The organism is Streptomyces oryzae (assembly GCF_017676365.1).
Classification (GTDB): domain Bacteria; phylum Actinomycetota; class Actinomycetes; order Streptomycetales; family Streptomycetaceae; genus Streptomyces; species Streptomyces oryzae.
Genome location: NZ_JADKMA010000333.1, coordinates 1 through 4053, shown reverse-complemented (window position 1 = coordinate 4053; position 4053 = coordinate 1). Strand labels below are relative to the sequence as shown.

4 protein-coding genes are annotated in these 4053 nt (G+C 70.6%); 3 read left to right on the top strand and 1 reads right to left on the bottom strand.

Annotated elements, in window-relative coordinates:
- The first annotated feature begins 266 nt into the window (after positions 1–266).
- The 3 genes from ITI46_RS35650 to ITI46_RS33545 all read left to right on the top strand — a co-directional run bounded on the left by ITI46_RS35650 (position 267) and on the right by ITI46_RS33545 (position 2870).
- Positions 267–389, top strand: a complete 123-nt coding sequence (locus tag ITI46_RS35650) for a hypothetical protein (RefSeq protein WP_280634875.1) — start codon at positions 267–269, stop codon at positions 387–389.
- Between the two features lie 105 nt (positions 390–494).
- Positions 495–1265, top strand: a complete 771-nt coding sequence (locus tag ITI46_RS33550; RefSeq protein ID WP_209243725.1) for a bestrophin-like domain — start codon at positions 495–497, stop codon at positions 1263–1265.
- A 141-nt stretch (positions 1266–1406) separates the two neighbouring features.
- Entirely contained in the window at positions 1407–2870 is a 1464-nt protein-coding gene (locus ITI46_RS33545; RefSeq protein ID WP_209243724.1) for an acyl-CoA synthetase, read from the top strand.
- A 49-nt stretch (positions 2871–2919) separates the two neighbouring features.
- Here ITI46_RS33545 and ITI46_RS33540 read toward each other — a convergent pair whose 3' ends face one another.
- Positions 2920–4032, bottom strand: a complete 1113-nt coding sequence (locus tag ITI46_RS33540; protein WP_209243726.1) for an MsnO8 family LLM class oxidoreductase — start codon at positions 4030–4032, stop codon at positions 2920–2922.
- Positions 4033–4053: the final 21 nt, after the last annotated feature.

Genomic DNA, 4053 nt, shown 5'->3' with positions numbered 1-4053 from the left:
CTCCCCCGCCGAGCCCGGGCCCGCCTTCACCCTCCCACACACCGCAGAGGTCCCCTGCCTCGAAGCCGGCCACGCCCACCGGGCCGGCCACGGTCAAGCCCGCTCGGCACCAGGCCGAGGCCACTCGGCGACCGGAGCGCCCTTCGCGCAAGCCCTTCCGGGAGACGCCCCGCCCCACCGCGCCTGAGCCCTCGCCCTCTCGCAGCGTGCTGGCGGCTCCGCGACAGCCGACGCCCGAGCGTCAGCCGCCCGACGGAAGCATGTCCATGGTCACCCGCACGCTTCTGATCGTCGCACCGGCCGTGCTCGCGGCGGCCGCGCTGCGTCCTCGTACGAGCAGTCCGAGGCCGGCGGCGGCCGGTGAGACCTCCGGTGCGAGCGGCGGCTGACCCTCCGCTCCACGCGGCCGCCCCCGTTGCCGTTGCCGCCACCCCCGCCTCACTGTCACCGACTCACGCTTCACCACCCCCTGCTCGCGCTCTGTGGAGGCCCCCTTGTCCGAATGGCTCGTGCTGACCCTCAGCCTGGTGGCCGCCTGTTTGGTGGTTGTCGCCGTTGTCGTGCTCAAACGCCGACGCGCCGCCACGGAGGACCCCTCCGAGACGCCAGACGTCATCGAGTACATGACGATGATGATCGGCGTGGTCTACGCCATCGTCCTGGGCCTGGCCATCGCCGGTGTCTGGGAGGCGCGCAACGCCGCGGAGGAGGCGGTCTCGCAGGAGGCGCAAGCACTGCACGAGGTGAGCGAACGGGTCTCCGTCTACCCCGCCGACGAACGCGACCGGGTGCGAAAGGACGTCAACTCCTATGTGAAATACGCCGTCACCACCGAGTGGTCGCACATGGTCGAACACGGCGAGCTGACCGACCGTGGCACTCACATGCTCGACCGGCTGCGCAAGGACGTGACTGCGTACGAGCCGAACACCAACCAGGAGGCGCAGTCGTACCAGGCCGTGGTCGACCAAGTCGCCGAGGCCGACAGCGCCCGCACCGAACGCGAATCGAACGCGGGTCCGACGATGCCCGGCGTGGTGTGGATCGGTCTGTACGCGGGTGCGGTGGTTTCCGTAGGGATGCTTTTCGCGCTCCAGATTCAGCGCTCGGGCAGGGAACTGGTGCTGGCGGGCATCTTCAGCGCCCTGATCGCGTTCCTGCTCTTCCTCGTCTGGCACTTCGACGCACCCTTCGCCCGCGGTCTGGACGATCCGACCGAGACGTTCGTGGCACTGTTCCCGCAGGCCACCGGATCGTCGGGGTGAGGGTGAGGGGTTCTCGGCCTGGTGTGCGGCGTGTGCGGCCCTCGCTCAGCGTGCGCGGCCAGTTCGCTGTCGCCTCCGCGTCGGAGGAGGCGGGTGAGATGCTGGCGGTGTTCAGAGGCGAGAGACCACAAAGGAGTCCGGGTGTCCCTGCTCTTCCCCGCGTTGCACACGGCGTCCTCGCACACGGCGCTGCGCTTCGGCGACCGAGCCCTCAGCTACCGCCGGCTGACTGCCGTGACGAGCGGTCTGGCCACCCGGCTCCAGACATCGGCACCCGTCGCGGTCTGGGCGACGCCCAGCCTGGAGACGGCGGTCGCCGTGGTAGCCGGGCTGCTGGCGGGCGTACCCGTGGTGCCGGTGAACCCGAAGAGCGGTGAGAGAGAGCTGACCCACATCGTCACCGACAGCGCACCCGGAACAGTGCTGGCCGAGCCCGGTGCCGAACTGCCCGAACCGCTCGGGTCACTGCTCCGCACGGACATCGAGATCTCGGCGGAGCCGACAGAGGAGGAGCAGACCCGGCTCCTGCCCGCCGAGCCGAACGCGGAGACCGCGGCGCTGGTCATCTACACCTCGGGGACCACGGGGCCGCCCAAGGGCGTCGTGCTCTCGCGGCGGGCCATTGCCAGCAGTCTCGACGCGCTGGAGGAGGCATGGCAGTGGACGGCGGACGACGTGCTGGTGCACGGCCTGCCGCTGTTCCACGTGCACGGGCTGATCCTCGGGGTCCTCGGCCCGCTGCGCCGGGGTGGCAGCCTGCGGCATCTGGGCCGCTTCAGCACCGAAGGAGTGGCCCGGGAGCTGGCGAGCGGCGGAACGATGCTGTTCGGCGTGCCGACGATGTACCACCGTCTCGCCGACGCCTGTGCGAGCGACCCGGAACTGGTGCGCGCACTGGCCGGAGCCCGGCTGCTGGTGTCCGGTTCGGCTGCGCTGCCGCTGCACGACCACGACAGGCTGACTGCAGCGACCGGACAGCGGGTGATCGAGCGCTACGGGATGACCGAAACTCTCATGAACACCAGCGTGCGGCCCGGCGGAACGTCCCGCCCGGGCACTGTCGGTCTGCCGCTGCGTGATGTGGACGTCCGGCTGGTGGACGAGGCGGGCAACCGACTTCCCGCGGAGGACACCGAGACGGTGGGCGAGCTACAGGTGCGCGGTCCGAACCTGTTCACCGAATACCTCAACCGCCCTGACGCGACGGCCGAAGCCTTCGACGGCGGCTGGTTCCGCACCGGAGACATGGCGACCCGGGACGCGGACGGCTCCGTACGTCTGGTCGGCCGCAAGGCCACCGACCTGATCAAGAGTGGCGGCTACAAGATCGGAGCGGGCGAGATCGAGAACGTACTCCTCAGCCACCCGGGTGTCGCCGAGGCAGCCGTCACCGGCGAGCCCGACGACGAACTGGGCGAACGCGTCGTCGCCTGGATCGTTCCGGCCTCGGCGCAGCAGCCGCCGCCCGCTGAGGAGTTGACCGATCTGGTCGCCGGCCAGCTCGCCCCGCACAAGCGCCCCCGTGAGGTGCGCTTCCTGGAAGCTATGCCGCGCAACGACATGGGCAAGGTGCTGAAGCGGGAGCTGCCCGGGCAGCAGGGGTAACGCCTGTGCCCTCTGTCGGCCGAACCGGGGCCGGTCGCGTCGGGGCAGGTCAGTCGACGGCCGAAAGCTCGGGCGTGCCTGTGATCCCGGTGAGGCCGGCAAGGCCGGCGGCGTCGGCCAGGCGGCGGTAGGAGCGGAGTCGGTCGTCGGGGTCGTATGTGTTGAGTGTCAGCAGGACCTCGTCGGCCCCCGTACGCTCCACCAGCCCCGCCAGCGCCTCGGTCACCTCCTCCGCTGTTCCCCGCAGTTGCGACTGTCGAGCCTCGTCGAAGGCCGCACGCTCCTTCGCGCTCATCGTGCGCCCCCGTATCTCTTCCGGCGCCACGAGCGGGGCGAACGTACCGCGGGTACGGGAGAGCGCCGTGGACCACGCCTCGGGAAGCTGAAGCAGTTCCGCCTCCTCACGGGTGTCGGCAGCAGCAGCGTTCACGGCGACGATCACGTACGGGGCGGAGTGCGCGGTGCCGGGTGAGACGTGGGAGGCCGAGGCGGTGCCGGGTGAGGCAGAGGCGGGCGAGGCGGCGCCGTGCGCGCGTGGGCGGAAGGCTGCGCGGTACGCCTCCACCGCTTCCCGGGTCCGGCGCTCGTCGCGGGAGGCCCCGATCACCAAAGGCAGCCCGAGCTCGGCAGCCACTGCCGCGCCAGAGCCCACCGCCAGCACGAACGGGGGCACGCGCAGCCCCTCGGCGGGCCGGGCGCGTACGGGGCCTGTGCCATCGAAGTAGTCGAGCAGTTCGGATATCTGTGCGCTGAAGCCGTTCGCGGCGTCTTTGCCGACGCGGAGCGCCTTGCGAATGCCGTCAGTGAAGCCGACAGAGCGACCAAGCCCCATGTCGATACGGCCGGGAAACAGCGACTCCAGTACCCCGAACTGTTCCGCCACCACCAGCGGCTGGTGGTTCGGAAGCATCACTCCTCCGGTGCCGACACGGATCCGGGACGTGGCGGAGGCCACCGCTGCGGCGAGCACGGTCGGTGCGGAGCCGGAAATTCCGGGGACGGCATGGTGCTCGGAGACCCAGAAGCGCAAGAAGCCCAGCTCCTCCGCCTGCTGCGCGAACCGCACCGTCTCGCGCAGCGCCTGACCAGGGTGCTCGCCCTCCCGGGTGAGGGAGCGGTCGAGTATGGAGAGGGGGACCGGAAGCCGACGCGAGGAAGTCACATCGGTTGCAACGTACGCGGG

What these genes read in the sequence shown, in the direction of transcription:
- ITI46_RS35650 (WP_280634875.1), top strand. Translation starts at nt 267, where the DNA reads ATGGTCACCCGCACGCTTCTGATCGTCGCACCGGCCGTGCTCGCGGCG.